The sequence below is a fragment of the Brevibacillus daliensis genome, assembly GCF_021245735.1.
GTDB lineage: Bacteria > Bacillota > Bacilli > Brevibacillales > Brevibacillaceae > Brevibacillus_B > Brevibacillus_B daliensis.
This window is the reverse complement of record NZ_JAJISB010000063.1, coordinates 1-5,357: the sequence shown is the minus strand read 5'-3', so window position 1 is coordinate 5,357 and position 5,357 is coordinate 1. Positions and strand designations below refer to the sequence as shown.

At 37.6% G+C, this 5,357-nt stretch carries 3 protein-coding genes; 2 read left to right on the top strand and 1 reads right to left on the bottom strand.

Annotation, left to right across the window (positions count from 1 at the left end):
* Nucleotides 1-213: 213 nt before the first annotated feature.
* Nucleotides 214-924 (bottom strand): N-acetylmuramoyl-L-alanine amidase family protein, encoded by a 711-nt coding sequence (locus LM917_RS24170; RefSeq protein ID WP_232700253.1) that lies wholly within the window; start codon nt 922-924, stop codon nt 214-216.
* A gap of 215 nt (nt 925-1,139) precedes the next feature.
* Between LM917_RS24170 and gyrA the strand changes: the two genes are divergently transcribed.
* Both gyrA and LM917_RS24160 read left to right on the top strand, forming a co-directional pair.
* On the top strand, nt 1,140-3,707 hold the full coding sequence (gene gyrA, locus LM917_RS24165) for a DNA gyrase subunit A (protein ID WP_232700252.1): 2,568 nt from the start codon (nt 1,140-1,142) through the stop codon (nt 3,705-3,707).
* A 186-nt stretch (nt 3,708-3,893) separates the two neighbouring features.
* Nucleotides 3,894-4,997 (top strand): HD-GYP domain-containing protein, encoded by a 1,104-nt coding sequence (locus LM917_RS24160; RefSeq protein WP_232700251.1) that lies wholly within the window; start codon nt 3,894-3,896, stop codon nt 4,995-4,997.
* The last annotated feature ends 360 nt before the right edge of the window (nt 4,998-5,357 follow it).

Genomic DNA, 5,357 nt, shown 5'->3' with positions numbered 1-5,357 from the left:
GTTTCTTTTTCAAACTGTCTACAAACACGGTCACAGTTCAATCTAAATATAGGGCTCTTTTTTTTGATAGATATTTTCATGTAAGCATGAATAATTAGTTTTTTACTTGATGGTAGGTTGCGCTAATTGCTCCTACTTTGAAATTCATTACAAATAATTGGGGTAAATTATTGAAGCTTTACAAAAGAGGCTTTCCAATAAGTAGCCGAATAGCTACTTTCGGAAAGCCTCTTTGTTTGGGAGGATTTTACCGGGATCTAGCAAAATATACTCCTCAATTGCAGTAAAAATAGACTGGGCGATTTTCTTTTGGTGTTCTGGGGATGTAAGGTAATGACGATCCCTACTGTTACTGATAAAACCCATTTCCACAATAACTGCCGGGCATACGTTTTGCTTTAATAAATAATAGGTATTTCCCGGATAAGGGACTCCTTTTGTTTTAAAGAATCCATCCAAGGAATGTTGAATCATTTGTGCTAACGTGTAGCTTTGGTTATTTTTCGATTGATATAAGACTACCGGACCATTGGCAGATGAATTTTTTGACCAGTTCACATGAAGGCTAACCAAGATGGTGGGATGAAGCTCTTTCACCAAGTGTCTCCGCTGAGCTAGGTCGCGTATATGTCTGGATCTACTTCCTAACCATTCATTCTCATCACTTAAAGCATAATCACCAGTACGGTTAAGAATGGCTACATAACCTTTTTGCTGTAGCTCCTGATATAACAATTTAGCTACTTGCAGATTAATTTCTTTTTCCAGAATATTATTGTATGACGTTCCTCCATCTATTCCACCATGACCGGCATCAATTATGATTTGAATAGGGATATGAATAGAGTCTATAGCGATAGCTTTTTGTGGAATAATTAAAAGTAAAAGTACAAGTGAATAAAGGACATAGCTGCGTTTCCACATGGTCTTTCCCCCTTTTAGAAGGCAATATCAACTTATTATGATTAATCTATGGTAGTATTTCCTTAGAACATAAAAGACATGTTTAGACCAAGGGTGGAAAAGCATGGAGAAGCCTAATTAAGAACAATCTCCCTATGCTCTGACCTTTTTAGACGGAATTCACTGTTATATGCTATAATTAGATGTTGTAAATTCCAGTTGGAGGGTAACCTAAAATGGCAGAACAATCATCTCGGATTTCAAAAATAAATATAAGCCAAGAGATGCGTGACTCGTTCATTGATTATGCGATGAGTGTCATTGTTAGTCGCGCTTTGCCTGATGTAAGGGACGGACTAAAACCTGTTCATCGCCGTATCTTGTATGCCATGCATGATATGGGTCTTACTCCCGATAAGGCATTCCGTAAGTCAGCCAATGTAGTTGGTGATGTAATGGCGAAATACCATCCTCATGGTGATTCTGCGATTTATGGAACCTTGGTACGTTTAGCACAGGATTTTAACATGAGATATATGCTTGTTGAAGGTCAAGGGAACTTTGGTTCTGTTGATGGAGACATGGCGGCAGCAATGCGTTATACAGAATCTCGTTTTTCCAAAATTTCGTTGGAAATGCTTCGAGATATCGATAAAGATACAGTTGATTTTATTCCGAACTATGATGGACATGAGGAAGAGCCTACTGTTCTTCCATCACGTTTTCCTAATTTGTTGGTAAATGGATCTGCAGGTATTGCGGTTGGGATGGCTACCAATATTCCACCTCATAATCTTGGGGAAGTAATTGATGGCGTTATTGCCATGATTGATAACCCTGATATTACAATTAGTGATCTGATGAAGATCATTAAAGGTCCAGATTTCCCAACAGCTGGTGAAATTCTTGGCTATTCAGGAATTCGTCGTGCTTACGAAACAGGTCGCGGTTCCGTGGTTATGCGCGCTAAAACTGTTATTGAAGAACATAATGGTAAAGCACGCATCATTGTAACAGAGCTTCCTTATCAGGTGAATAAAGCAAGATTGGTCGAAAAGATTGCAGAATTGGTACGCGAGAAAAAAATTGACGGAATTACTGATCTTCGAGACGAATCAGATCGCAAAGGTATGCGTGTCGTAATTGAGCTTCGTCGCGATATTATTCCTAAAGTAGTACTAAACAATTTGTTCAAGCATACTCAAATGCAAACCACTTTCGGGGTTAATATGCTTGCACTTGTTAATCAGCGACCAAAAATTCTAAACCTAAGGGACATGCTGTATTACTATCTGGAGCATCAGCGTGACATTGTACGCAGACGTACTGAGTATGAAAAACGACAAGCGGAAGCTCGTGCTCATATTTTAGAAGGTTTACGTATTGCCCTTGATCATATTGATGAAATTATCGCATTGATTCGTGCTTCTCGTGCAGGAGAAGATGCTAGAAATGCCTTAATGGAACGCTACGAACTAAGCCATGAACAGGCTCAAGCTATTCTAGATATGAGATTGCAACGTCTGACAGGTCTGGAACGTGAAAAAATTGAGGCTGAATACCAGGAGCTAATGGCAAAGATTGCTGAATTGACTGCTATCCTTGCAGATGAAGGTAAAATCTATGCTATTGTTCGTGACGAGCTACATGGGATTAAAGATAAATTTGGGGACGAGCGTCGCACTGATATCACAATCAGCGAGGATATGATTGAGGATGCAGATTTAATCCCGGAAGAAGAAGTGGTTGTTACCTTAACTCATAGCGGTTATGTAAAACGTCTGCCTGTTACGACCTATCGCAGTCAAAAACGTGGTGGTCGAGGCATCCAAGGTATTGGTACCAAAGATGATGACTTTGTTGAGCATCTTTGTGTAACCAATTCGCATGATACGCTGCTCTTCTTTACGAGCAAGGGTAAAGTGTATCGCTTAAGAGGGTTTGAGATCCCAGACTTAAGTCGTACGGCTAAAGGGACGCCGATTATTAACCTGATTCAGATAGAAAAAGGTGAATCGGTCAGTGCCGTTATTCCTGTTAAGGAATTCCGGGAAGATGAGTATATCTTCTTTGCGACAAGACAAGGGGTCGTCAAGAAAACAGATCTCAAATCATTTGAGAATATTCGTAAGGGCGGTCTATTTGCCGTTAACCTGCGTGAAGATGATGAGTTAATTAATGTTCGTTTGACGGATGGTAATCAAGAAATTATCCTGGGCACCCATAATGGTATGTCAGTGCGTTTTAAAGAAAGTGATGTTCGCACGATGGGACGTACAGCTACAGGGGTAAAAGGAATAACGCTTGATGAAGATGATAAAGTAATCGGCATGGAAGTCATTCGCGATGATGCTCAGGTTCTCATTGTAACAGCAAATGGATACGGAAAACGTACACCAGTTTCAGAATATCGTATCCAAACGCGAGGCGGTAAGGGAATTAAAACCCATAATATTACCGAACGAAGCGGTCATGTAGTCGGTCTTAAAGTAGTTCAAGATGATGAAGATCTCATGATTGTTACGATTAGCGGGATTATTATCCGTATGGAGATTAAAGGCATCTCCATTATGGGACGTAATACTCAGGGTGTACGCCTGATTCGTCTTGATGAGAATGTTGAAGTAGGTTCGATAGCTATTGTGGAAGCATCAGAAGAAACGGATGAAGAAGCAGAAGAAGCAGGACAAGAACAACAGGAACAACAAGAACAACAGGAACAACAAGAACAACAAGAACAACAAGAACAAGTGGATGAAGAAAGTAATGATCAAGATGAAAATGTTGATCAAACAGAAGAATAGGTAAGTGTAAAAAAAGTGATTCCAGCCCAGGAATCACTTTTTTTTACTACACAAGTATGTTTTTGATAGATATAATAGGGGTAATACATAATAAACATAGGTCTAATTACATATCATTCGCATGTAGATATAGTCAAAAAGTAATGTTACTATTGATAATAGAAAATTGGTAATAGGAGGATCTTTATGCCAATTTGTAATAGTAAGGAGATACCTTTAGGTGCACTGTTAATGGAAGATGTTCATACGCCTTTAGGAGGGCTGCTTTTTACCAAAGGGAGTATAATGGAAGAACGTGAAATAGAGATTCTCGAGGCATTTCTGATAAAAGAAGTAGTAATCGAGCCAGTCAATAGTGATTTGTCCGTACTTCGGGATCTATTATCTTTGAATAAAGACGGTAAAAAGATTGCAGAACCTCTGAAAGTGAGAAGGGAGAAGGTAGGCCCGCAACATTTTTCAGAGCAATTTGATAAAGCTGTTACTTCTTTTAAAAATATATTTCAACATGTACAAGGTGGCCAAAGTGTACAGGTCATGGAGGCAAGAACGGTAATCTCTTCTTTAATACAAGGAATAGAAGATATTTCTAACCTGATGATCATCTTAAAAAAATCAGATGATCCAAATAACTATTTATATGAACATTGTGTAAGTGTTGGCCTTCTTAGTTATATTATAGCTAAATGGATGAAGCTACCTGATAAAGAACTGATGCAAGTAGCATTAGCTGGAGTACTTATGGATATAGGAAAAACCAAAGTAAATCCTAAAATCATATGGAAAACATCTAAATTAACTCCAGATGAATTTGAAGAGATGAAGCAACACACTGTATATGGTTATGATTTATTAAAAAACGCTCAGGGATTAACAAATGGTGCAGCACTTGCTGCCTTGCAACATCATGAAAGAGAAGATGGAAGTGGATATCCACTTGGAATTAAAAGTGAGAAAATTCATCTCTATAGTAAAATCATTGCAATAGCAGATATATTTCATGCTATGTGTTCTGATCGACTGCATCAAAAAGCTACTTCTCCATTTTTAGTTGCAGAAGCGCTGATTGAAGAAAGCTTCGGACGATTAGATCCAAAAATTGTTCGAACCTTCATACAGGAGATAACGCAACTAGCTTTGGGAACTAAAGTGGAACTGAGTGATGGAAGCTTTGGAAAAGTAATCTATATTAATCCAAATAACCCTACAAGACCAATGGTTGAAGTGAATAGTACCATTATTAATTTATCAGACTCGAGAAATATATGGATTGTTCGTGCAGTTATTTAGGTATGAAAATGAGAATATAAACGGAAGAAATTTGAAAAGATATTTATAGTCTGATAGGCTGTAACTATCTTTTTTTATTTATGAATGAAATAATTTCAATTAAACTTAAAAAAGGTATTGATTTTGATATCACTTCTGTGCTAGACTAATCTCACAAGGTTGAAACAGCAACTCAATAACAGATGAAAAAATCTTTTAAAAAAAGATGTTGACATCAAAACGAGAAGCTGATATGATATAAAAGTTGCTTCCGAAAAACGAATTAAAAAAACTTCTTGACATAATGAAGTTGATTTGTTAAAATAGTGAGGCAGCTAAGATGTTCTTTGAAAACTGAACAGTGAAATGTTTGAATGAAAC